The sequence below is a fragment of the Thiothrix nivea DSM 5205 genome (assembly GCF_000260135.1).
GTDB classification, from domain to species: domain Bacteria; phylum Pseudomonadota; class Gammaproteobacteria; order Thiotrichales; family Thiotrichaceae; genus Thiothrix; species Thiothrix nivea.
Genome location: NZ_JH651384.1, coordinates 898336 through 918932, shown reverse-complemented (window position 1 = coordinate 918932; position 20597 = coordinate 898336). Strand labels below are relative to the sequence as shown.

General features: G+C 59.0%; 25 protein-coding genes and 1 tRNA gene. 7 read left to right on the top strand and 19 right to left on the bottom strand.

The features are described 5' to 3' along the window. Window positions 1-2 precede the first annotated feature (2 nt). The gene (locus THINI_RS04815; RefSeq protein ID WP_002707528.1) at window positions 3-731 is read left to right on the top strand and encodes a DUF2202 domain-containing protein; all 729 of its coding nucleotides are present in this window, start codon (window positions 3-5) and stop codon (window positions 729-731) included. Window positions 732-739: 8 nt separating this feature from the next. Here the strand turns inward: THINI_RS04815 and THINI_RS04810 are convergent, their stop codons facing one another. The 13 genes from THINI_RS04810 to THINI_RS04750 all read right to left on the bottom strand — a co-directional run bounded on the left by THINI_RS04810 (window position 740) and on the right by THINI_RS04750 (window position 10879). Beyond that, window positions 740-1309 carry a hypothetical protein gene (locus THINI_RS04810; RefSeq protein WP_154724352.1) on the bottom strand — a complete coding sequence of 190 codons (570 nt, stop codon included), beginning with the start codon at window positions 1307-1309 and terminating at the stop codon, window positions 740-742. After that, complete coding sequence (locus tag THINI_RS04805) at window positions 1299-1526, bottom strand: FeoC-like transcriptional regulator (protein WP_002707526.1); 228 nt, start codon at window positions 1524-1526, stop codon at window positions 1299-1301. Before THINI_RS04805 ends, THINI_RS04810 begins: the two co-directional genes overlap by 11 nt. 14 nt (window positions 1527-1540) lie before the next feature. Next, window positions 1541-3886, bottom strand: coding sequence for a Fe(2+) transporter permease subunit FeoB (feoB, locus tag THINI_RS04800; RefSeq protein WP_002707525.1), 2346 nt, complete (start codon window positions 3884-3886; stop codon window positions 1541-1543). Beyond that, the gene (locus THINI_RS04795; protein WP_002707524.1) at window positions 3883-4113 is read right to left on the bottom strand and encodes a FeoA family protein; all 231 of its coding nucleotides are present in this window, start codon (window positions 4111-4113) and stop codon (window positions 3883-3885) included. Before THINI_RS04795 ends, feoB begins: the two co-directional genes overlap by 4 nt. Continuing rightward, complete coding sequence (locus THINI_RS04790; protein WP_002707523.1) at window positions 4110-4379, bottom strand: FeoA family protein; 270 nt, start codon at window positions 4377-4379, stop codon at window positions 4110-4112. Before THINI_RS04790 ends, THINI_RS04795 begins: the two co-directional genes overlap by 4 nt. Before the next feature lie 20 nt (window positions 4380-4399). Further along, window positions 4400-4765 carry a heavy-metal-associated domain-containing protein gene (locus tag THINI_RS04785; protein ID WP_002707522.1) on the bottom strand — a complete coding sequence of 122 codons (366 nt, stop codon included), beginning with the start codon at window positions 4763-4765 and terminating at the stop codon, window positions 4400-4402. A gap of 94 nt (window positions 4766-4859) precedes the next feature. Further along, on the bottom strand, window positions 4860-6998 hold the full coding sequence (locus THINI_RS04780; RefSeq protein ID WP_002707521.1) for a heavy metal translocating P-type ATPase: 2139 nt from the start codon (window positions 6996-6998) through the stop codon (window positions 4860-4862). An 11-nt stretch (window positions 6999-7009) separates the two neighbouring features. Then, window positions 7010-7429 carry a hypothetical protein gene (locus THINI_RS25935; RefSeq protein WP_002707520.1) on the bottom strand — a complete coding sequence of 140 codons (420 nt, stop codon included), beginning with the start codon at window positions 7427-7429 and terminating at the stop codon, window positions 7010-7012. Between the two features lie 31 nt (window positions 7430-7460). Then, window positions 7461-7838, bottom strand: coding sequence for a magnetosome protein MamC family protein (locus THINI_RS04770; protein WP_002707519.1), 378 nt, complete (start codon window positions 7836-7838; stop codon window positions 7461-7463). Beyond that, window positions 7831-8496, bottom strand: a complete 666-nt coding sequence (locus THINI_RS04765; RefSeq protein WP_002707518.1) for a YtxH domain-containing protein — start codon at window positions 8494-8496, stop codon at window positions 7831-7833. Before THINI_RS04765 ends, THINI_RS04770 begins: the two co-directional genes overlap by 8 nt. Before the next feature lie 3 nt (window positions 8497-8499). Then, window positions 8500-8865: an HMA2 domain-containing protein gene (locus tag THINI_RS04760; protein ID WP_154724351.1), complete on the bottom strand. Its 366-nt coding sequence runs from the start codon at window positions 8863-8865 to the stop codon at window positions 8500-8502. 230 nt (window positions 8866-9095) lie between these two features. Continuing rightward, on the bottom strand, window positions 9096-10169 hold the full coding sequence (locus THINI_RS04755) for a hypothetical protein (RefSeq protein WP_002707516.1): 1074 nt from the start codon (window positions 10167-10169) through the stop codon (window positions 9096-9098). Beyond that, complete coding sequence (locus THINI_RS04750) at window positions 10166-10879, bottom strand: nitroreductase family protein (RefSeq protein ID WP_002707515.1); 714 nt, start codon at window positions 10877-10879, stop codon at window positions 10166-10168. Before THINI_RS04750 ends, THINI_RS04755 begins: the two co-directional genes overlap by 4 nt. Before the next feature lie 80 nt (window positions 10880-10959). Here THINI_RS04750 and THINI_RS04745 point away from each other — a divergent pair, with 80 nt between their 5' ends. The 3 genes from THINI_RS04745 to THINI_RS04735 all read left to right on the top strand — a co-directional run bounded on the left by THINI_RS04745 (window position 10960) and on the right by THINI_RS04735 (window position 13268). Then, the gene (locus tag THINI_RS04745) at window positions 10960-12126 is read left to right on the top strand and encodes an AAA family ATPase (RefSeq protein WP_002707514.1); all 1167 of its coding nucleotides are present in this window, start codon (window positions 10960-10962) and stop codon (window positions 12124-12126) included. A gap of 92 nt (window positions 12127-12218) precedes the next feature. Then, window positions 12219-12695, top strand: coding sequence for a GNAT family N-acetyltransferase (locus THINI_RS04740; protein WP_002707513.1), 477 nt, complete (start codon window positions 12219-12221; stop codon window positions 12693-12695). A gap of 102 nt (window positions 12696-12797) precedes the next feature. Then, window positions 12798-13268 carry a rhodanese-like domain-containing protein gene (locus THINI_RS04735; RefSeq protein ID WP_002707512.1) on the top strand — a complete coding sequence of 157 codons (471 nt, stop codon included), beginning with the start codon at window positions 12798-12800 and terminating at the stop codon, window positions 13266-13268. Window positions 13269-13447: 179 nt separating this feature from the next. Here THINI_RS04735 and THINI_RS04730 read toward each other — a convergent pair whose 3' ends face one another. Continuing rightward, complete coding sequence (locus THINI_RS04730) at window positions 13448-14719, bottom strand: O-acetylhomoserine aminocarboxypropyltransferase/cysteine synthase family protein (RefSeq protein WP_002707511.1); 1272 nt, start codon at window positions 14717-14719, stop codon at window positions 13448-13450. A gap of 70 nt (window positions 14720-14789) precedes the next feature. On the opposite strand from THINI_RS04730, the gene mutM reads away from it, so the two are divergent. Further along, complete coding sequence (mutM, locus tag THINI_RS04725; protein WP_002707510.1) at window positions 14790-15602, top strand: bifunctional DNA-formamidopyrimidine glycosylase/DNA-(apurinic or apyrimidinic site) lyase; 813 nt, start codon at window positions 14790-14792, stop codon at window positions 15600-15602. A gap of 72 nt (window positions 15603-15674) precedes the next feature. On the opposite strand, the gene THINI_RS04720 is transcribed toward mutM, so the two are convergent. Beyond that, complete coding sequence (locus tag THINI_RS04720) at window positions 15675-15869, bottom strand: hypothetical protein (protein WP_002707509.1); 195 nt, start codon at window positions 15867-15869, stop codon at window positions 15675-15677. An 88-nt stretch (window positions 15870-15957) separates the two neighbouring features. Here THINI_RS04720 and dusA point away from each other — a divergent pair, with 88 nt between their 5' ends. After that, complete coding sequence (gene dusA / locus THINI_RS04715) at window positions 15958-16944, top strand: tRNA dihydrouridine(20/20a) synthase DusA (RefSeq protein WP_002707508.1); 987 nt, start codon at window positions 15958-15960, stop codon at window positions 16942-16944. A gap of 21 nt (window positions 16945-16965) precedes the next feature. Next, window positions 16966-17041, top strand: a tRNA-Asn gene (locus tag THINI_RS04710). A gap of 398 nt (window positions 17042-17439) precedes the next feature. On the opposite strand, the gene THINI_RS04705 is transcribed toward THINI_RS04710, so the two are convergent. From THINI_RS04705 to THINI_RS04690, 4 genes are read right to left on the bottom strand one after another with little or no spacing between them, the layout of a single operon-like run. Continuing rightward, window positions 17440-18876 (bottom strand): DUF3987 domain-containing protein, encoded by a 1437-nt coding sequence (locus THINI_RS04705; RefSeq protein ID WP_002707507.1) that lies wholly within the window; start codon window positions 18874-18876, stop codon window positions 17440-17442. A gap of 17 nt (window positions 18877-18893) precedes the next feature. Beyond that, entirely contained in the window at window positions 18894-19928 is a 1035-nt protein-coding gene (locus tag THINI_RS04700; protein WP_154724350.1) for a toprim domain-containing protein, read from the bottom strand. Next, window positions 19874-20299 carry a hypothetical protein gene (locus tag THINI_RS04695; protein WP_002707505.1) on the bottom strand — a complete coding sequence of 142 codons (426 nt, stop codon included), beginning with the start codon at window positions 20297-20299 and terminating at the stop codon, window positions 19874-19876. Before THINI_RS04695 ends, THINI_RS04700 begins: the two co-directional genes overlap by 55 nt. Next, on the bottom strand, window positions 20296-20502 hold the full coding sequence (locus tag THINI_RS04690) for a helix-turn-helix transcriptional regulator (protein WP_002707504.1): 207 nt from the start codon (window positions 20500-20502) through the stop codon (window positions 20296-20298). The genes THINI_RS04695 and THINI_RS04690 overlap by 4 nt, the downstream gene beginning before the upstream one ends. Between the last annotated feature and the right edge of the window lie 95 nt (window positions 20503-20597).

Below are 20597 nucleotides of genomic sequence, written 5' to 3'. Positions count from 1 at the left end.
CCATGGATACCAAGCTAGCTCTTTCTTCCGACGAACGCACAGCCCTGCAATTCATGCGCGAGGAAGAAAAACTCGCCCGTGATGTTTACCTGAGCCTGTACAGCCTATGGCGCTTGCCGGTGTTCAGCAATATTGCCGCCTCCGAACAACGCCATACCGAAGCGGTGCAAGGCTTGCTGCAAACCTACGGTATCCCTGATCCGGTGACAACTGACCGGGTGGGTACGTTCACCAACCCGGAACTGACCAGCCTGTACGCCGATCTGGTGGCGCGTGGACGCCAATCCGCTTACGACGCCTTGCAGGTGGGCGCACTGATCGAGGAAACCGACATCACCGACTTGCAAAACGCCCTCAGCAAGACCGCACAACCCGATATTGCCCGCGTCTACAGCAACCTGATGCAGGCTTCGCACCGCCATTTGCGCGCCTTTACCGGCCAGTTGCAAAGCCGCAGCGGGGCGTATGCCGCGCAGGTCATGCAGCAGACAGAGGTGGATGCGATTATTGGTGTTTCAGCCTATCCCGCAACCCGGACAGTGGACGGGAATGTCACCCGCATGGGTGGCGGCAGGCGCATGGGACAGGGCCGGAACCAGGCCGCAACAGGCCATGGCGGCGGGATGGGCAATGGCAACCGGCGGGCTGCCGTCATGCCAGCCGCAACCCCGGCGCAGCCTGTCGCGGGGTTTGGTTGCGACGGCGGGCGCAGGCATCGGGGCGGCTGGTAAGGTTTTGCCTATGCGCCAATCCGTAAGCTGCTCACCAGACCGCTTAAAAACTGCCGGGTAAACCCCTGTTCCTGCGCCGTGCCTTCCCCCCGCGCCGCCAGGAACACTTCCACCCCCAGATACAAAAACCGCCGGTTGCACCAGATTTCCGCCGGGATCACGGTTTCCGCCACCAGCCCGCCTGCCATCCCAGCTTTGCCCTTGAGCAGGTGCACCACCCGCACTTCAGCGCTGGGCAGTTCACTCTCCGCCATGCTGTCGAGCACGGCAGGCAAGCCTTGCAGTTTGTCCGGCTGCTGGCAGAACAAGTCTATGCACAAGCCGTGTTCATCCACCCCGGTATGCAAATCCACCAGCAACGGGTAGCGCCCCGCTACATGCGGCAACAACTGGTGGTAAAGCTCACGGTGCAGCATCCCGTAATGGAAGCGCTGGTCAGGACGCGGGTGTTGCCCCGACAGGCCGTCGGGGATCACCAATACGTCAAACAGGGCAGGGTCAAGACCACTGGCGACGGCTTCACCGAAGGCGCGTTCCTCGCGGTGAATGCCGACCACCAGCAGCGCCTTAGGCATCATCTACCCACTCGTAAATGTCCACAGTATGCGGGTCACACTTGCTGCACCCACCGCCGCACGCCGTGCCGCTGGGCAGGCGGCGCACCCGCCCCTTGCGTTCCAGCGTTGCCAGCATCGCCGTGAGTGCATCCGGGGTCGCCACCAGTGCGTAGGACATGTCCTGCACGCTGGCGCGTTTGCGTTCCCGCAAATAGTCCACCACTTTTGATAACATCATGGCAGGCTACCCCGCTACGCCTTGTGGGGTGCGGGCAGCGGCAAACCCGCCTCGCGCCGCCCCTGCCAGTGCAGGATCAGGAACGCCGACACCATCACCGCCAGTACAATACCGATCCACATAGTTGAACTGGCAGGGTGTTGCGCATAAGTCGCGCCCTGGTAATACAGCGTCGCCAGCCCGTAGCCCGTGCCGGTTGTCCACCAGGCCACGAACAGCGTCCAGCGCAGCCCGGATTCCTGATACACCGCCGCAATCGCCGCCGTACAGGGGAAATACAGCAAAATGAACAGCAGGTAGGCAAATGCGCCTGCCACACCGTCAAACCGCGCCGCCATTGCGCCAAATGTGCCGGTGGAGACTTCCTGTTCCTCCGCTACCGCTGCCTGGTCGCTGACATCGCCGACATTCAGACCCAGCGGGTCAGTCCACGTCCCCAGGGCATCGCCCAGATTGGCGGGGATGGTGGTAACTGCTTCACCCAGACTGGTGCTGAGGCTGAAGGCTTCTTCTTCCACCGCTGTGCCATTTTCTGCCGCTTCCTGTTCCGCCAGCGCGGTGTAGGCGGCGTCCAGCGTGCCGACCACGGCTTCTTTCGCCAGTACCCCGGTGAAAATGCCGACAGCGGCAGGCCAGTTGTCTTCATGCAGACCCATCGGTGAGAACGCCGGGGCAATGCTGCGCCCGACTTCCGCCAGCACCGACTTGTCGCTGTCCTCGTTGCCAAAACTGCCATCCGTCCCCAGCGCATTCAGCACGTTCAGCACCAGCACCATCGGCACGATAATGCTGCCCGCCTTGATGATGAAACTTTTCAGCCGTGACCAGGTGTGCGTCAGGATGCCTTTCAGCGTCGGCAGGTGATACGGCGGCAGTTCCATGATGAACGGGGTGGCCTCGCCCTTGAGGATGGAATGTTTCAGCACCAGCCCGGTCAGCACTGCCACCGCAATGCCGATCAGGTACAGGCCGAACACCACGTTCTGCGCATTGCTGGGGAAAAACGCGGCGGCGAACAACACGTACACCGGCAAGCGTGCCCCGCAGGACATGAACGGTGCCATTGCAATCGTCATCAGGCGGTCACGGCGGTGTTCCAGTGTGCGCGTCGCCATGATGGCGGGCACGTTGCAACCAAACCCGACGATCAGCGGCACGAACGATTTTCCCGGCAAGCCCACCCAGCGCATGAAACGGTCCATCACGAACGCCGCCCGCGCCATGTAGCCGGAATCTTCCAGGAACGACAGGAACAGGTACAGGAAACCGATCACCGGGATAAAGGTCGCCACGGTCTGGATGCCGCCGCCGATACCGTTCGCCAGCAGCACGGTCAGCCACTCCGGCGCACCGAGGCTGCCCAGCCATGCACCGAAGCCATCCACGAAAATAGCCCCAGCCGCCAGGTCGAAAAAGTCGATGAATGCGCCACCGATATTGATGGTGAACATGAACATCAAATACATCATCAGCAGGAAAATCGGGATACCGACAATCCGGTTCAGCACCACCCGGTCGATGCGGTCGGTGATGTCGCTGCTGGCTTGCCCGCTCATGCTGACAGCGCTGTTGGCAATGCGGTTGGCAAGGCCGTAACGCGCATCCGCCACCATGATGTCAATGTCCTCGCCCAAGACGCTGGCGTGCTGTGCGGCGGTGGCGCTGAGGGCGTCACCTGCTGCCTGTTTCGCCAGATCATCGCCTTCCAGCAGGCGTACTGCCAGCCAGCGCGGGGCAACGCCACTGTTGGCGGCGGCAGTGCCCAGTTGCGCGGAAAGGCTGCTGACTGCCTGTTCCAGCGCATCGTCGTAGCTGAACTGCACGCTGGGGCGCGGCTGCGCGATAACGGCTTGCTGGATGGCCTGTTTGAGCGCGTCCACCCCGTCGCCTTCAGAAGCCACCACCGGGATGACCGGGCAGCCGAGTTGCTGCGACAAGGCGGCAGCATCCACCTTCATGCCCTTGCTTTGTGCCACGTCGACCATGTTCAGCACCACCAGCAGCGGCACGCGCATTTCGGCAAGCTGGCTGGTGAGGTAGAGGTTGCGTTCGAGGTTGGAGGCGTCCACGATGTTGATGATCAGGTCGGCTTCATTGGCGTGGACGTAATCGCGGGCGACTTTTTCATCCAGCGACACTTCGCGGTCTACCACGTCCAGCGAATACGTGCCGGGCAAATCCACCACTTCAAAGCGGAGGTTGTCGCGGCGGTATTCGCCGACCTTGCGTTCGACCGTGACCCCCGGCCAGTTGCCGACGCGCTGTTTCGAGCCGGTGAGGGCGTTGAACAGGGTGGTTTTGCCACAGTTGGGGTTGCCGACCAGACCGAGGGTGTAGCTGGTTTTTGCGTCAGGTTTCATGGCAGCTTCTCCACGGACAGGACTTCGGCTTCATCCTTGCGCAGGCTCATGGCGAAGCCGCGCACGCGGATTTCCACCGGGTCGCCCATCGGCGCTACGCGGGTGATGCTGATTTCAGCGCCGGGGGTAATGCCCATGGCCAGCAGTTTACGGCGGTAAGCACCGCCACCTTGCAGGAAGCCGCTGATTCTGGCGCGGTCGCCCACCTGTAATTCCTTGAGTGTCATGTCGTATCTCCTGTTGGGGTGAGGGGTTCTTCTACCGCCTCGACCATGATTTTGTGCGCCATGCCGCCACCCAGGGCAAAGCGGGTTTCCCCGCGTGACACCACCAGCCCGCCGCCTTGACGCTGGCGCACGGTGATTTCACTGCCGACATTCAGCCCCATTTCGGTGACACGCTTGTCCAGCATCGCCCCGCCACGCAAGGCCACAATCCTGACGGTTGCCCCTTCTGTTGCCATCCCTAGCGGGAAACTGCCTTGTTCTGCCATGCGTCGTGTTCTTCCTGTCGTTACAATAGTTTGCCTATCAGGTGACTGGCGGTGCGTTGCGCCAGTGCGCCTACCAATGCCTTGCCGAACAGCCCCGATACTTTTTCACCGGAGGCGGCAGGCTGCTTGTGTTGCTGGACAGCGGCGGGGGAGCGGATGCACCCGGCGATTTCCAGCGTGTTGATCAAATCGTCCTGCGTCAGTTGCTGCGGGTCGTAATGCACGGTCAGGCTGCCTGCATGTTTGTTGAACCTGACCTCTTCAACGCCGGGGGTGGCTTCCAGCGCGGTGACGGCGCGGCGGGCGGCGACACCGTGGCAGTTGAAATGACGGCCTTTCAGGCGCAGGCGTCCGGGGGTATGGTGCATGTAATCAATGGCGTTCATGGTTGCGTCCTCGTTTGCTGCTTATTTGCCAAATGATTATTACTATCATTCGTAATGAATAAAAGCCATATCCCGTTATGCCTTTGGCTACGGTTTAACGCCGTTTCACTTGCTTGCCGTCTGCCAGCCCTTCGATGTCCACCCCCACCAATGCCCTTAACAGCACCCCAATGGTCGTGCCATTGTGCAGCACGGCGCTCATCACCGGCGACAACCTGCCCAGCACCGCGCCTGCCAGTACGGCGGTGTTCACCCCGACGGCGATGTTGAAATTGCTGCGGATCAGTTGCATGGTGCGCCCCGCCAGTTCGCGGGCATCGGCCACGGCGGCGAGGCGGTCGTCCATCAGCACGATGTCGGCAGTGGCGCGGGCAATATCCGCCCCGCGTGGCATGGCGATGCCCACTTCCGCCACCGACAGCGCCGGGCCGTCGTTGATGCCGTCGCCAACGAACGCGACCTTGTGGCCTTGCGCCTGCAATTGCTGGATGATGGCGGCTTTTTCTTCCGGGGCGACTTCTGCATGTACCGCATCCAGCCCCAGTTCCGCCGCCAGTGCTTCCGCCTTGCTGCGTTTGTCGCCGGTAATCATCACCGCCTGGGTAATGCCGAGGCTGCGCAGGCGGTTGATGGCATACACCGCATCCGCCCGCAGGGTGTCACGCAGGGCGACAATGCCGATGGGTTTGGCCGTTTTGCGCCCTTGCGCCGCCGCACCGATGTACAGCAGGGTCTTGCCTTCATCCTGTAGTCGGTCAATGGCGGTTTCGTGTTTGGCGAACAGGATGTGGTGGTGCTCTTCCAGAAAGTGGCGGCTGCCGATCACCACGCGCTTGCCATCCACATCGGTGGACAGGCCATGCGCCACCAGATAGTCGATTTCGCCGTGGGTAATGTGTTGGAGGTCGCGTTCCTTGGCGGCATCGACCACCGCTTGCGCCAACGGGTGGCTGGCGTGTTCCTCGATGGAGGCCACCAGCGCCAGCAGCGCGTCTTCGTCCAGATGGGATTTGTCCAGCACCACCACGTCGGTGACGACCAGTTCGCTGTGGGTCAGCGTGCCGGTCTTGTCGAATACAATGGTGTCCACCTCCGCCAGATGTTCAATGGCGCTGCCGCCGCGCATCAGGATGCCGTGGGTGGCGGCGCGGTACATGCCGGACTTGAACGCCATCGGCGTGCCGAGCTTGAGGGCGCAGGAATAATCCACCAGGAACACCGATTGCAGCCGGGTCAGGTCACGGGTGAGGGCATACACCAGCCCGCCGGTGAGCAGGGTGAACCACACACGCTTGTCGGCGAGTTCATCCGCCATGCGCTGGGTGTCGGAACGGTTGGCGAGCGAGGACTGGATGAAACTGGCGACCCGTGCCGTGGTGGTGTCGGAACCGACCCGCTGGGCTTCGATACGGATGCGGCCTTCTTCCACCACGCTGCCCGCCACCACGCGATGGCGTTGTTCCTTGCGCACCGGCAGGTCTTCGCCAGTGACGGCGGCCTGATTGAGCAGGGCGACACCTTCCACCACCCGCCCGTCCACCGGCACGGTTTCGCCAATGCCGACCACCACGATTTCGCCGACCTGGACTTCATCGCCGGGAACCTGTACCAGTTCGCCGTCGCGTTCCACCCATGCCGGGGCGGGTTCAGGTTGCAGCAGGCGGCGCAGCAGCTTGTCGGACTTGCGTTCGGTCTGGTGTTCAAGGAATTCACCCAACGCCAGCAGGAAAGTGGTGATGCTGGCGCTGTAGGCTTCACCCTTGAAGCCCGCCAAGCCGATGGCGAGCGCGTCCAGCACTTCCATTTTCACGCCTTCGTTGATGAAGGTGTCCACCCCGTTGAGCAGGATGGGGGCGGCATTGGCGAGGCTCAGCAAGCGGCGCTGTGGCGGTGACAGCAGCGGCATCAGTGCGAGGGTGGCGGCACTGCTGAGCATCGGCGCAAATTCACTGCCAAGTTCGGTGGCTTCACCCGCTGTGGCGGCCACTTGTTCGCGACGGAAACTGCCCAGCCGTTGCAGGATGGCATCACGCCCGGTGCGTTGCGGGTCGAAATCCACCGCCACGCTGGCGGCTTTGCGGTTGATGTGCACATCCCTGACCCCTGCTTGCGCTTCCAGCCAGGATTCCAGCCACACCGGGTTGAAACCGCGCTCTGCCACCGCAGGCAGGCGTACCCGCAACCGTGCGGGCGTTTCGTGCAAGACCACTGGCAAGACTACTGGGTTGCCCATCGTTTGCGTCCTTATTCGTTACCGGCCTCGGCGCGGATTTCAGCTTCCGCGTCCTGGAAGCGTTCCTTCAGTTCCTCCACCCCGCCTTGCAGCAGGCTCCATGCCTTGACCGCGCCCTTGATGGCGGTGCGCTGCACGTTTTCGTTGGTGAGGATGTAGGCCGCCGCTGCGCCAATCAGCAAACCCTTGACGAAACGTTCGTTGAGGAAGCTGGCTTGCGGGGCAGGCGCGGGTATGGCCTGCTGCTGGTAGTGCGGCGCGTAAGCCGGGTAGCCGTAAGCGACTGGGGGTTGCGGGTAAGCCTGCGGCATGGGCTGCTGCATGGCGTAGGCTTGCTGTTGCCCCATGCCTTGCGCGGGTTGCTGCATGGCGTCCGGTGTTTGCGCTTGCCCTTGTGGCTGGGGTGGGTACATTGGGTTGTGATGATCCATGGTCGAATTCCTTCAGAAGTGGGTGGTGCGCCTATTTGTCTTCCGTCCAACGGTTGAGGCCGTACAGGACAGCCGTGCCAACCCCGAACATCACTGCCAGGCGCAACATGCCCCGGTCAGCCACGGCATGGGAAACGGCTCCAGCGACGGTGGTGGCTGCGGCGGTTGCGGCGGCGGTCGCCACGGCGCTGGACAGGGCGGTTTTGCCAGTGTCCAGCATGGCTGCCTGCGGCTGGATTTCTTCCTTCTGCACGCGGCGCAGGTTTTTGGCAGCAGCGGCGGAACCACCGATCACCGCCCCGGCGATGGCCATATTGGCGAGTGCGCTGAGGGAACAGGTCGGCACGGGGTTATGCACGGGCTGCGGGTATTGCATCTGCTGTTGCGCTACGGGGTAATGGTTACTCATCATCGTTCTCCTGGCTGGCGGCTTGTTTCACGCTTTGTTTCACTTTGCTGACGCCTTCCTTGACCTTTTCCACGCCTTCTTCGGCGGCGTCGCGGGTTTTGACTGCCCCCCGGAACAGGGCGCGTTGTACGCCGCTATTGGTGAACAGCAGCACGGCGGCAGCGCCAACCAGTGCGCCTTTCCAGAAATCCTTGTCGTTGAAGTCGATCAGTTTGGTGAGGCTGGCAAGGCCGGGCGTGCCGCTGGTCATGTCCTGTACCATCTGGTTCAGGTCGTTGCCGGGTTGGGCGGCTTGCTGCTGGTGGGGCTGGCTGCCGTGCTGGCCGTGCATGTGCCCCATGCCCATTCCCATGCCGGGTTGTGCGTACATCGGCTGGGCGGCATAGGCGTAACCGGGCCATTGCGGCTGCTGCGGGTAAGGCATTTGCGGCATGGGCTGTTGCGGGTAGGGCATTTGCGGCGCAGCCTGTTGCGCGGCGGCTTGCTGGTACATGGCTTGCTGGCCTTCCGGGATGCCGCCCTGTTTGCGGCTCTGGCCTTGCCCCTGTCCCTGGGGCATGTCGCCGTTGCCTGTGGAACCCATCATGCCAGCGGCATCGGCGGGTTTCATGCCTTGGTCGGGGTTGCCGCCTGGGTCAGGCATTGCTTGTTCGTTCATCACTTACTCCTTATGCGTGAAAGTGTCGTGTAACAACTGGGCGTGGCGCTTCAGCCACTCGTCCAGCAGCTTGCTGGCGTCGGTGCTGTCGCCGTGGATCAGGGTTTCCCAGTCGTCGGGGGATACCTGTTTGGGGTTGTATTCGATGGTCACGGAAGCCACCGCCGGGTTGAGGCGCACGTCGCGGATGCCTTCCAGCCCGTCCAGCAGGCGCTGCAACTGGCTGCGGTCGAGTTGTGCGCCGCTGTGCCACAAGGCCATGCCGAGGCGCAGGCGGATGCGTCCGGGGATGTGGTGGACAATGCTGAGGTGCTGGCGCAGGCGCAGCAGGGCGGCGGTGTCGAAACCGAGGTGGGGGATGGCGCTCATGCGTTCCCCCTGACGGGAATTTGCAGTAATGCGGGTGTAATGCCAGCCAACAACATTGCCGTACTCCATAACAGCGGATGATGATGAAGCTGGCTATCCGCAATGGGAGTGGCTTGCTTAGAATTGCGTGTAGGCTACACGACTTGACCGCAGGATTACAGAAAAACGCTGGGATGGCTTTGAGATTGGTCAAGAAAATCTACTATCGTCCAGCAGTTTGGGTATCAGCTTCAGGCGCACAGCCGCATTTCCAGCAATTGATGCGCCGGGGTGCGCTTGCTTTGCAGCATGTCGAACAATGGTTCCAGCAGGATGTGGTCGGGGTCTTGCGCCAGTGCCTTGTCCGCCGCATACAGCACCTGCCAGGCAAACTTGAAAACCAGCGGATTATCAAAGCCCTGCATGGCGGCAACCTGATGCTGGTGGGCATTGGGCACGATTGCCCGCCCCGGCAGGCTGTCATCCAGCACCAAGCCTTTGAGCAAGGCGAACAGGGCGGCATACAGGCTGAAATCAGCGCTGGAATCAAACGCCTTGAACTCGATCCGCCCCGCTTCCGCCGGGTGGCGCGGCGCTTTGGTCAGGGTCGGGTTGGAATGCAGCAGGCAGGCGCTGTCAGGCGGGAATGCCAACACTGCCGGGCGTGCGCCGGTACGTTTCCAGGTGCGTATCGACAAACCTGACCAGATTTCCCCCGCGTAAAACGGTGAGCTGAAACTGAATGGCACGATGAAGGGGCTGTAATAGGTCAGTTTGCTGGCAATGTCGACGATGGCGGTGCTGCTCATGCCTGCTTGCGAAAGGCTCAGATCCGGCCCGTAAGTCAGCATCGGGATATGGGCGGTGTCGCGTTCTTCCGGCGTATCGTTGCGGCGCTGTTCCAGCTCGAATGCATTCAGTGGCGGGTCAGGGGTGAATTGTACCTGCTGCGGGTTGAAACTGACCGGGGCAGGGCGGTAGCCGTAGCGGCCCGCCATGTCCACCAGCAGTTGGTAACTGTCCTGCAATTCGTTCAGCACGCCCTGGATGCCGGGGTGGATGGTGGTGCGGATTTCGATGCCCTTGGGGACGCAGGTCAGCAGTTTCCCGTCTGCGCTGAAACGTTCGTAACCCTCGATATACCAGCGTTTACGGCGGATACCGGCATCGCCGCTGCGCAAGTGTTCGGCATCGCTGGCGTATTCCGGCAGGCGGTCGACGATTTGCTGGAAATCTTCAAACCGGGTGTTGGTGAAATCGGCGAATTTGCCATCAGCGCGGTAAAACGCGACTTCGTGTTCAATCCCAAAGTGGAATGGCTTCATGCGGCTTGCTCCTGTTTCTTGTCCAGTGAAACCCAGGTACGCCAGCTATCCGGCGTGCCACGCCGGTTGCGTAGCTTACCTTCGTGGACATCCATGTTATCCATGTTACTGTCGGTTTGTGGCGGGAACATGAAAATCGCCCCCAGCAATTTCTGCGCAAGGGGAATGTTGCACAGGTCGAAACATTCGCTGGAAGCCAGTACCCCGCCGCTTGACCAGTAGGTCTGGATGCCACGTGCTTCCCCCGCCAGCAGCAGGTTTTGCACGGCGGCAGCGGCGGCGGCGAGGTGTTCCTCATCCATTTGCTGCGCCTTGCGGGAGTTGTCAGGTTCTGGCAGCCAGGTGGCCAGTACTACGGAACCGGCAGCCGCCAACATGCGGATGATGGTGGAACTGGCATCAACACACCCGTCTTCGTCTTCCAGCAGGCAGTGGGCAAGCGTCAGGCACTCCGCTTGCCCAAGCGCGTAAAACCGCCAGGGAACGCAGGAATCCAGCCCGTCCTGCTGGTGGATTGGGTTGGCGGGGTAGTGGAACGGTGCCCAACCGGCAATGCGCACGGCCTCTTCCACCTGTTCGCGGAAACCGTGCGGGATGTGGGCGGGGGCGTGCAGATGCCCCAGCACTTTCCGCGTGCGGCGGCTGCGGATGACCTGATCCACCGCCAATGCCGCATCCCTTGGCTGGTTGATGGAGTGTAAATACGTCATGCTGTTTACCTCTTGTGGTCGGGAGGAAAAACGCTGGCTAACGGGGTTTGGCTTGCGCAAGGTGGGGGTGATTTTTGTTAATGATATATATTCTCATTTGCAATGACAAGCAGAATCTTTTCTACATCCTGGCGGATACGCTGCTGCTGCAAAAGCTGCATTTTAATCACATCCAAATGGTACAAAAAGGTAAACTGGGGGCGTTAATCACCACGCTGCCCGTCGACAAACTGGTTGACGAGGACATCCGCGCCCTCATCGCGGCGAAAAAATTCTTCGTCCTGCACGCCCCGCGCCAGACCGGCAAAACCACCACCCTGCTGGCGATGATGGACGTGCTCAACCAGTCCGGCGAATACACTGCCCTGTACATGGGGGTGGAATCAGCGCAATCCGCCCGCAATGATGTTGCCGCAGGCATGAAGGCCATTCTCGGCAGTCTGGTGTATGGAGCGGAGGCACGCTTGCAGGAATACCGCCTGAAACCATGGCGTGATGAACTGTGGCCGGAGTTGGGGGAACACGCCACCCTGCGGGAACTGCTCAGCCGCTGGGCGCGCGAAAGCGCCAAACCCATCGTACTGATGATCGACGAAGTGGATGCCCTGGTTGGCGATACCCTGATTTCGCTGCTGCGCCAGTTGCGTGAAGGCTATATTGGTCGCCCCGGCGTACCATTCGTGCAGAGCGTGATCCTGTGCGGTGTGCGCGATGTGCGCGATTACCGCATCCACACCGCGCATCATGAAATCATCACCGGCGGCAGCGCCTTCAACGTCAAGGCCAAATCCCTCGTGATGGGCAGTTTCACCCGCACCGAAATCGAAACCCTGTACGCCCAGCACACTACCGAAACCGGGCAGGCGTTCGCCCCGGAGATTTTCCCCGAACTGTGGGAGGACACCCGTGGGCAACCGTGGCTGGTCAATGCCTTCGGTCATGAGCTGACCTGGGAAGACAAGGCCGCCCGCGACCGCAGTACCCCAATCACGCTGGAATGCTACCGCGCCGCCCGCGAGTGTTTGATCCAGTCCCGCACCACCCACTTGTCACAACTCTCCGACAAGTTGCAAGAAGCCCGGGTTCACGGCGTCATCAGTGCGTTGCTGGCGGGCGAAGTTACCCCCGACACCTTGGCGATGGATGATGTGGAATATGTCGCCGACCTCGGCCTGATTGGGGTAAGGCCGCAACTGCACATTGCCAACCGCATCTATCGCAGATGTAGTCTCTTCTTTCCCTTCTGACCTGTGTTCAGGCACGTGCGGTCACAAGACGCGGCGCTTTACCCAAACAAGGTCTTTTTCCTTCCTGGCCAGTCTTGCAGTATCCTCGCTGCATGGAGATCCGACCCACCACTATCCAAGATTTACCTGCCATCAATCGCGTTATCGACGCGGCTGTTATGGGCTGGAAACTGCCTGAACGGGTCAAACGTTTGGCCTTGCCGAGCTACCGCTACGATGCCGCTGATATACAGCACCTGAGTGTACAGGTGATTGAAATGGCAGCGGATGGAATTGTCGCTGTTGCAGCGTGGGAAGCGGCTGATCCGCGTGATACGCCGGGGAGGCAGTCTGGCTTGCTGTTGCACGGCTTATATGTTCACCCCGATGTGCAACAGCAGGGGTTGGGAAAGCGTTTGTTACAGGAGGTAAAGCAAGCCGCGCTTGCCGGTGGATACGCCGGGGTGTTGGTCAAGGCGCAAGCAGATGCGGAAAGCTTTTTCGCTGCGTGCGGCTTGCAGAAACTACCGGTAGAAGATACGGTGCGCCATTACGCAGGCCGCTATTGGCTCGCAACGTCTTGCATGTAATTTTGTACCCAATTTTCCCCGGCTCTTGTATGGCAATTAAGCGAGTTTGGCTGCAAAATAAGTATTTGCTTAAATACTTCTAAAGATTGGGAGCGATCAAACATGAATGCAGTCAAGGTTTTGGCACTGGTATTGGCTATCAGCACATCTGTTGGGCTGGGGGCTTGCTCAAAGGCACAGGGGCTGGGTGAAAAGTCCGGGAATGCGGCGGAAGCATCCGTGCAGCAAGGTAGCGTGAGCAATGTTTCCAACGCGGAACTGCAAGACCTGATGGCGAAAGGGGTAACGCTGGTGGACATCCGCTTGCCGGAAGAATGGCAGCAAACCGGCGTGGTGGAAGGCAGCAAGCTGTTGACCCTGTTTGAGAAAAATGGCTCGGTTGCACCGAATTTCCTCGCCGACCTGCAAAAAATGGTTCCTGCCGACAAGCCGGTGGCGCTGATCTGCCGTACTGGTAACCGTACCCGTGCCGGGACGCAAATGCTGGCGCAAGCGGGTTATACGCAGGTTTACAACGTCACGCATGGGATTACTGGCTGGATTGGGGAAGGCAAGCCGGTTGCGCGGCAATAATGGATGCATGTCTCCCTACCCCAAATACCTTCCTTAATGATGGGTATACCGTCGGCAATTCAGTTTTCGGTTTCCTTATTTTTCATAATAAATTAAGTATCAATGAGTTATGAATTTTGAGGAAACCGAATTTTGAATTGCCGTGAGTATAGATTGGGGTAGGGGAGTTGTATCCTTACTTACACCACTGCGAATGCTTGTTCCAGATCGGCAATGATGTCGTCGATATGTTCGATGCCCACGCTGATGCGGATGGTTTCCGGCCTGACGCCTGCTTTCAGTTGCTCGTCCGGCGTCAACTGACGGTGGGTGGTGGAAGCCGGGTGGCAAGCCAGCGATTTGGCGTCGCCGATATTGACCAGTCGTTTGATCATCTGTAGCTGGTCGTAGAATTTGACCCCGGCTTCAAAGCCGCCCTGGATGCCGAAGGTCATCAGTGAGGCCGGTTTGCCGTTGAAGTATTTCTGTGCCAGATCGTAGTACTTGTCGCCTTCCAGTGCGGCGAAATTCACCCACTCAACTTTTGGATGCTGCTTCAGGTAGTTGGCGACCGCGATGGCGTTATCGCAGTGGCGTTCCATGCGCAGCCCCAGCGTTTCCAGCCCTTGCAGGATCAGGAAGGCGTTGAATGGCGACAGGGCGGAGCCAGTATTGCGCAGTGGCACGGTGCGGGCGCGGCCAATGTAGGCGGCTGGCCCCAGCGCTTCGGTGTACACCACGCCGTGGTAGGAAGGTTCAGGGTTGTTCAGGACGGGGTAGCGTTCCTTGTGTTCCGCCCACGGGAATTTGCCGGAATCGACAATAATGCCGCCGAGGGATGTGCCATGCCCGCCGATATATTTGGTCAGCGCGTGTACCACGATGTCAGCGCCGTAATCAATCGGCGTACACAGGATCGGGGTCGGCACCGTGTTGTCGACGATGACCGCAACGCCGTGCTGGTGGGCAACTGCTGCGATGGCTTCGATGTCAATGATGTTGCCCGCCGGGTTGCCGATGGTTTCGCAGTAAACCGCCTTGGTTTTGGCGTCGATCAGCTTGTCGATGGCTTCAGGGCTGTCATCTTCGGCAAAGCGTACCTCAATACCCAGCTTGGGCAACATGTGCGCAAACAAGGTGTAAGTGCCACCGTACAGCTGCGGGGTGGTGACGATATTGTCGCCGGCTTCCGCGATGTTGATGATGGCATAGTTGATGGCGGCCATGCCGGAGCTGAGCACGAGGCCAGCGATGCCGTTTTCCAGCGCTGCGACGCGTTGTTCCAGCACATCATTGGTTGGGTTCATCAGGCGGGTGTAGATATTGCCGGGTACGGCCAGGTTGAACAAATCCGCGCCATGTTGGGCATTGTCGAATTCGTAGGCAACGGTCTGGTACAACGGTACGGCGACGGATTTGGTGGTTGGGTCGGTGGTATAGCCGCCGTGTATGGAAATGGTCTCTTTTTTCATGGAACTCCTCCTTGGTGGAAGGAGAAGGTATAACATAGCGTCTGTGTTTTGCCTACAGGAAGGAAACGCCATGCCCGAATTGCCGGAAGTGGAAACCACCCGCCGCGGAATTGAACCCTGGTTGCAGGGTCAGACCATCGCCAAAGTCATGGTGCGGCAACCCAAACTGCGCTGGCCAGTGCCCGCTGAAATCAGTGTGCTGGAAGGGCAGGTGGTGCAGGAGTTGACCCGCCGTGGCAAATACATCTTGCTGCACACGCAGGCAGGAGTTGCGCTGATCCATCTCGGTATGTCAGGTAGCTTACGCATTGTGGAAGCCGGGTTGGAACCACGCAAGCATGATCATTTTGATCTGGTGTTGGCAAGCGGGAAGGCTGTGCGTTACCACGACCCCCGCCGTTTTGGTGCACTGCTGTGGACAGAGGAAAACCCACAGCAACATGCCCTGTTACGCACCCTTGGCCCTGAACCGTTGGGCGATGCGTTTGACGGTGACTACCTGTACCAGCAATCACGCACGCGCAAGGTCAGCGTGAAAGAGTTCATCATGAACGCCCATATCGTTGTCGGCGTGGGAAATATCTATGCCAACGAAGCGCTCTTCCTTGCCCGGATTGACCCACGCCGGGCTGCGGGTCGCGTATCCCGCGAACGTTATCACGCTCTCGCGCAGGCCATCCGCCAGATTCTGGCCTACGCCATTGAATGCGGGGGAACAACCCTGCGCGATTTTGTACGTGAAGACGGGTCGCCGGGGTATTTTCAGCTGGAGCTGATGGTTTATGACCGGGCTGAGCAACTTTGTAGTGCTTGCCAAGCCCCTATCCGCCGTATTACCCAAGGGCAGCGCTCCACTTGGTTCTGCCCCGTTTGCCAGCGCTGAATGGGTGTTGGATGGTTCTTCCTCTCCTGCCTGTTCAGGCGGAGCCGTATCGCCTTGCGGCTTGCCGCTGAGTCAATTACGGCGTGCGCTCCTGATCGAGAGGTCAGCGTCTTCCAATATACCGTTGGCCATGAGTTCCTTGATCAATTGCTTGCGGACGCCCTTGGTCACGCCAATATCCATGCCGATACGGTAGAACACGAAGGCTGGAATCCCGATAATGGCCAGCCCGACCAGGAAATACATGAAAACTTCTGTATCCAACATCTAAAGCCCCCTGCTTTTGACAGCCAGAATATGATATGTGTAGCGATTGGGTTTTATAGCCCAGATTATTTATAGATAAATATATTATATGAATAAGCTGAACAGGAAATTTACCGTCGCCCCGATGTTGGACTGGACGGATAGGCATTGCCGTTATTTTCATCGTTTACTGACAAAACAGGCAGTTTTATACACCGAAATGGTGACGGTTGGTGCCATCCTGCACGGTGACCGTGACCGCCATTTGCGCTTCGATGTCGCCGAACACCCGGTCGCCCTGCAACTCGGCGGCAGTGAGCCAGCGGAAATGGCGGAATGCGCCCGTATTGCCGAGGATTACGGCTACGATGAAGTCAACATCAACGTCGGCTGCCCCAGCGAACGGGTGCAGAAAGGGGCGTTTGGTGCTTGCCTGATGGCAGAGCCGCAGCTGATCGCGGAATGTGTTGCTGCCATGCAAGCTGCGGTGAGCATCCCTGTCACGGTCAAAAACCGCATCGGTATCGACGAACAGGAGGATTACGCGGGTTTACGCCAGTTTGTCAGCACAGTGTCTGAAGCCGGTTGCCAGACCTTCATCGTCCATGCCCGCAAAGCCTGGCTGAAAGGGCTTAGCCCGAAAGAGAACCGTGAAATTCCGCCGTTACGCTATGAACTGGTTTATCAGCTCAAGCAGGAATTCCCGGATCTGGAGATCATCATCAATGGTGGCATTACTACGCTGGAGCAGTGCCAGCAGCATTTAAGGCATGTCGATGGGGTGATGGTGGGGCGCGAGGCTTACCATAACCCTTGGTTACTGGCACAGGTAGACTTGGTGTTGTACGGCACGGGGACATCTTTCCACAACCGTAAAGCGGTGCTGGCGGCGTTATTGCCTTATGTGCAGTTACAGCTGGATGCTGGCGTGCCGCTGAACCACATCAGCCGTCACATCCTCGGTTTGTTCCAGGGAATGCCAGGTGCACGCAGCTGGCGGCGCTTGATTAGCGAGAATGCCCATAAGCCGGGGGTGGGGATAAATTTATTACGTCAGGCAGCAGAAAAAGTGCTTGACCTTTCATCCGGGATTTAGCAGAATACGCGCCTCAACAGTTCCCCGATAGCTCAGTCGGTAGAGCAAATGACTGTTAATCATTGGGTCGGCGGTTCGAGTCCGTCTCGGGGAGCCAATAAATTCAAAGGGTTGCAACCTTTCCGGTGCAGCCCTTTTTTTGTCTGGCGTTTCCCGGTACGGTTTACGGTACGGTTCTAGCCATTTGACCCCTTGTTCCTGCACTTCCAGGGGTTTGCCCTAATCGTTCATTCGGGTGGGCAAAAAGTGAACCATTGGGGTGGGGAAAGCACAAAAGCAAAAAACTTCCCGCATTTCCCGCAAGTAGTAGTAAATAACCCTCTAGCCCTTATGTGTAGCCATTCTTGCTTGCGGGAAATGTTTCCCGCAGAGTTCCCGCATTTCCCGCAAACCATGCCCTACCAATGCAGGCAGCCCGGCTACTCACTTACCCAATGGGCAGATACAACAAAGCCGGAACGTGTCCGGCTGTTGGTGTGGTGGTTGGCGAAAGGTTCAGGCAGCCAGATATAACAGTCTGCGTTCCGTGCCGTCGTGGCCGATTTCCAATGCTTCAACCACAACCCCTTTCTGTATCAGCCGGTCTATTGTGCCACTGATAGCCTTATAGGGGCTTTGTGACTCCCGGAACGGTTTTACCTTTGCTTTCGCTTCCTGTACTTGCCTGCGGGTTGCCCCCTTCCGGTTGCCAAGGTAATCAATAATCTGGTGTTCCTCGGCATTGAACCCGATAACGCCAATCTTGAATAATAGGCTTAGCGTGTTGTCGAGCATGTCTTTCATGATGCTGATTGCAGCGTCAATGAACTGGCTGGGTATCTCACCTGTGGGGTGCTCATACAGGCAGGCCAGTAGCGCCGCAAGCTTCATGATGTGCATGTCCACCTTGGACGCCACGCCGCGCATGGTGGCGGTGCTGTACTTGCCGCCGTCTGCAAGGTGCGGTTCCAGTTCGTTACGGAACAAGTAGATTTTGTGCCAGTCGCTTGAACTGATGCGGTAGGCGGGCAGGTCTTCAAAGTCTTGCGGCTGTTCTAATGCCCGCTTCGCCAGTTCGCCCACAATGCGGTTATAAACGTTCTGGCTATATGCCTGCGGGTAATGTTGCCGGGTGTGGTCGCGTGTCCCTTGCTGCGTTGGCTCTTCTGCCAGCAGGAAGCGTTCAGCCATGCCGGAACCCTCGGATTTTGCCAGTATGGTTTCAATCGCCGCCGGTTGCGCAAAGCAAGTGATTGAACCGATAACCAGCCCGGTATAACTGTCGCGGGTTGATCTGCTGGAAGCATGGTATTCAGCATTGAAACCCTTCAACGGTAGATCGTTGTTATTCTTGCGCCCTTCCCCGCCATAGCTTGCGCCGGTCAAGGTGTTGATTACCGCCTGTTCCGCACTGGCAAGGGCGAAGTATCCGCCTGATTTAGCAAGGATGGGTTCCAGGGCTTCAACGGTTGAATCAGTAATGAAAATGCGGGACGGGTAAGGTTCCTTGAACTTTTGTCCCTCATTTGCCGGGTCTTCCTTGAATTCAGCTTCACGCCGCCGGTAATCCTTCACAGCTTCTTTGTGCGCTTGAAAGACTGGCCACTGGAAGGTTTTCAACATCCGGCTTTTTGCATCGCCGGGAAGCCCGCCACAGATGACATATTCACCAACGGGCAGAGCGTCGCCATTCTGATATTGCACACCGAAGACACGGCACGCCACGGCTGAAACAATGCCAAGGGCAATCAGTAAGCCGGTGCTCTGGTGGATGTTGCACATCAAGGCCACGTCATCCACGTATTGCTTGAAGCTGCCTTCCGGTAGGTGTTTCAGCAGATCGAGCCGTGTTGACGGTTGGGCGGGTTCCGGCTCAGGGCGTTTGCTGCCTGCCGGGAATTCAAAGACAACCCCGCCAAGGCCGTCAGCTTTGGTTTGTGCGTTTGGTTGCATACGGTATAATTCCTGTGTCAAAGTGATTGATGGCCTGATTGGTTTGCGCTAATCGGGCTTTTTTTTTCGTCTGCGGTTTGGCTTGTGTGCCAGTCGTTCCAGTCGCCGCCCATTGGGGGCGTGCATGTAGCCGCGCCAAGCGCTTGCGCCGCCTGCGTGGCGTAGTACCTGCCGGGGTTTACAACTTTCCTACCATGTACCTTGACGCTGCTGCCGGTGTCGTTGTCCACGGCAAACACAACCCCGGCATCAGGGAAGCGGCCACGCGCCCACCTGCCAGCAGACAACAGATTGCTTGTTGCAAACGCCACCACGACAGGGTTCCGGGTGCGCATGTGAACGGTGCAAGCTGTCGCCCAGCCCTCAGCGATGAATAAGCGGTTTGGCACTTCGCCCGTGGTCAGCCCGCCCCCGATCCACAACAGCCCATCCTTGAAGGTTCCGCGCATCAGCTTGTAGCCGGTGCTGGTGATCTGCTGGATGCCCTGCAATTGGCCGGTGTGGCTGTAGACGGGTATCAGGCAATCATCAGGGGCGATGTATTGCGCCTTGGTGTCTGCGGTCGCTGGAACAATCTGGTAACGCTTGGTGGCTTGCCGTGCACCCATTGCGATGATTCGCTTACCCAATGGGTACGGGTGGTCATGGTCTGCCGGTGCTGATTCGCGGATGATGGTTTGCAGGATTGCCAGCAGTTCCGCCCGCTCTGCCTCTGCCTGCCGTGCTGCGGCGTCTGCCCTGGCTTGCGCCTCTTCGCGCTTGCGGCGGTATTCGGTCGGGTCAAGTTCGTCCTGGCTGTTGCCCCACTCCCGCCACGTAAAGCACTCCTCGCCTGATTCCTTCCAGTGGCGGTATCGGACAAGCATCCCCTTGGGCAGGTAATGCCCGACATAGGAAATCTTGTCTTTGCCCTTGCCGCGCCCTGAGTGCCATTTGCCATCAATGACGGGGCTGGCGATGGCATCCCCTATATTGGCTTGCATATGCGCTTGCAGGTTCACCGTTCCGCCTCCGGGTTGATAACCTTCGGCCTGCGCACGGCATAGCGCCACGCCTGCCGGGTTTCCATTGGGATAGAATAGTATCCGGGTGACTTCCCCGACTTCCCGTTCCTTGCAGCCTGCACCCCAATGGTGACAATGCACGCCCCGCCGTTCAGGGCGCGTAGCCTGCTGATGTGTTCCATCGGGTTCTTGGCGGGGGCGCAAACCTTGCGGATCGCATCCGTTCCAGCCATCTCAAGCCGTTCCATGGCTGGCAGACGGTCAAAGCCTTGCTCAGCAAGCGCCAACAGGTGGTTAATGATTTTTCGCTGAACCATCCCTGCATTGCCGCTGCTGAACCGAAACTCGGGAGATGGGGTAGGTGTATTGCTTGCCCGGCAGGGTAGCGCCCCCGCCGGGTTTTGGGGTGTCTGGTTCATGCTGCTGGCCTGCTCTGGATGTAGGCCATGATTTCGCTTTGCAGCCAGCGAACCGAACGTGAACCGAACAGGCGACGCCTTGGGAATTGGCCTGCCTTTTCAAGTTCATAGATGCGGGATGTTCCAAGCCCGACAAGTCCGCGGACTTCGCCAATTTTCAAGGCGCGGTCTGTTGTCGGGGTAGTTTGTGTGCTTGCAGCCATTTTTTCAACCTCTTGCGTGGTTAGTTACGATGGCTGCTAGAATCCTGCATTTTGCGTTGGCATAGGTCTAACTAGGTTTTGAGTTGACCGACTTA

Bases quoted from the DNA above. Each gene is read 5' to 3' on its own strand.
- THINI_RS04815 (WP_002707528.1), top strand. From the start codon at position 3: ATGGATACCAAGCTAGCTCTTTCTTCCGACGAACGCACAGCCCTGCAA.
- THINI_RS04720 (WP_002707509.1), bottom strand. From the start codon at position 15,869: ATGTTGGATACAGAAGTTTTCATGTATTTCCTGGTCGGGCTGGCCATT.
- THINI_RS04760 (WP_154724351.1), bottom strand. From the start codon at position 8,865: ATGAGCGCCATCCCCCACCTCGGTTTCGACACCGCCGCCCTGCTGCGC.
- feoB (WP_002707525.1), bottom strand. From the start codon at position 3,886: ATGAAACCTGACGCAAAAACCAGCTACACCCTCGGTCTGGTCGGCAAC.
- THINI_RS04765 (WP_002707518.1), bottom strand. From the start codon at position 8,496: ATGAACGAACAAGCAATGCCTGACCCAGGCGGCAACCCCGACCAAGGC.
- THINI_RS04755 (WP_002707516.1), bottom strand. From the start codon at position 10,169: ATGAAGCCATTCCACTTTGGGATTGAACACGAAGTCGCGTTTTACCGC.
- THINI_RS04810 (WP_154724352.1), bottom strand. From the start codon at position 1,309: ATGATGCCTAAGGCGCTGCTGGTGGTCGGCATTCACCGCGAGGAACGC.
- THINI_RS04795 (WP_002707524.1), bottom strand. From the start codon at position 4,113: ATGACACTCAAGGAATTACAGGTGGGCGACCGCGCCAGAATCAGCGGC.
- THINI_RS04745 (WP_002707514.1), top strand. From the start codon at position 10,960: ATGATATATATTCTCATTTGCAATGACAAGCAGAATCTTTTCTACATC.
- THINI_RS04805 (WP_002707526.1), bottom strand. From the start codon at position 1,526: ATGATGTTATCAAAAGTGGTGGACTATTTGCGGGAACGCAAACGCGCC.
- THINI_RS04785 (WP_002707522.1), bottom strand. From the start codon at position 4,765: ATGAACGCCATTGATTACATGCACCATACCCCCGGACGCCTGCGCCTG.
- THINI_RS04690 (WP_002707504.1), bottom strand. From the start codon at position 20,502: ATGGCTGCAAGCACACAAACTACCCCGACAACAGACCGCGCCTTGAAA.
- THINI_RS04705 (WP_002707507.1), bottom strand. From the start codon at position 18,876: ATGCAACCAAACGCACAAACCAAAGCTGACGGCCTTGGCGGGGTTGTC.
- THINI_RS04770 (WP_002707519.1), bottom strand. From the start codon at position 7,838: ATGAGTAACCATTACCCCGTAGCGCAACAGCAGATGCAATACCCGCAG.
- THINI_RS04735 (WP_002707512.1), top strand. From the start codon at position 12,798: ATGAATGCAGTCAAGGTTTTGGCACTGGTATTGGCTATCAGCACATCT.
- mutM (WP_002707510.1), top strand. From the start codon at position 14,790: ATGCCCGAATTGCCGGAAGTGGAAACCACCCGCCGCGGAATTGAACCC.
- THINI_RS04740 (WP_002707513.1), top strand. From the start codon at position 12,219: ATGGAGATCCGACCCACCACTATCCAAGATTTACCTGCCATCAATCGC.
- THINI_RS04730 (WP_002707511.1), bottom strand. From the start codon at position 14,719: ATGAAAAAAGAGACCATTTCCATACACGGCGGCTATACCACCGACCCA.
- THINI_RS04790 (WP_002707523.1), bottom strand. From the start codon at position 4,379: ATGGCAGAACAAGGCAGTTTCCCGCTAGGGATGGCAACAGAAGGGGCA.
- THINI_RS04780 (WP_002707521.1), bottom strand. From the start codon at position 6,998: ATGGGCAACCCAGTAGTCTTGCCAGTGGTCTTGCACGAAACGCCCGCA.
- dusA (WP_002707508.1), top strand. From the start codon at position 15,958: ATGAATAAGCTGAACAGGAAATTTACCGTCGCCCCGATGTTGGACTGG.
- THINI_RS04750 (WP_002707515.1), bottom strand. From the start codon at position 10,879: ATGACGTATTTACACTCCATCAACCAGCCAAGGGATGCGGCATTGGCG.
- THINI_RS04695 (WP_002707505.1), bottom strand. From the start codon at position 20,299: ATGAACCAGACACCCCAAAACCCGGCGGGGGCGCTACCCTGCCGGGCA.
- THINI_RS25935 (WP_002707520.1), bottom strand. From the start codon at position 7,429: ATGGATCATCACAACCCAATGTACCCACCCCAGCCACAAGGGCAAGCG.